General features: G+C 68.8%; 1 protein-coding gene. It reads left to right on the plus strand.

The annotated features are described in order from the left end of the window. Positions 1-500 (plus strand): penicillin-binding transpeptidase domain-containing protein (locus JCM25156_RS26850; RefSeq protein WP_034962018.1); only part of this gene is annotated, 500 nt, incomplete at both ends.

A 500-nucleotide genomic window follows, 5' to 3' on the forward strand; every position in this document is an offset into this window, starting at 1 on the left:
CGCCGCCAGCGCCAGCCAGATCGTGGCCATGATGCAGGATGTCGTGCGCCGGGGCACCGGCGTGCGCGCAGGCGCGGGCATCGACCGCCCCATTGCGGGCAAGACCGGCACCAGCCAGGATTTCAACGATGCCTGGTTCGCCGGTTTCTCCCCCGATCTGGTGACGGTGGTGTGGATCGGGTACGATACCCCGCAATCGCTGGGCAAGAACGAGACGGGTGGCGTCATTGCCGGTCCGATCTGGAACCAGGTGATGAAGGTGGCGCTGGCCGACCGCCCGCGTCTTGACTTTCCCGTGCCCGAGGGCGTGCAGCTTGCCCGTTACGATACGGGCATGGGCATGGCGATCGACGCCTTCAAGCCCGGACAGTCGCCCGGCGTGAGCGTTGATCTGGGGGCGGGGTCCGGCACGGCGCTGACCGCGGCGGATACCGGGGCCGAGAACATGCCCGATTCCGAGAATGACATGGCGGCCAGCCCGGGCAATCCCGCCGCCCCGG

The sequence above is a fragment of the Komagataeibacter kakiaceti JCM 25156 genome (assembly GCF_000613305.1).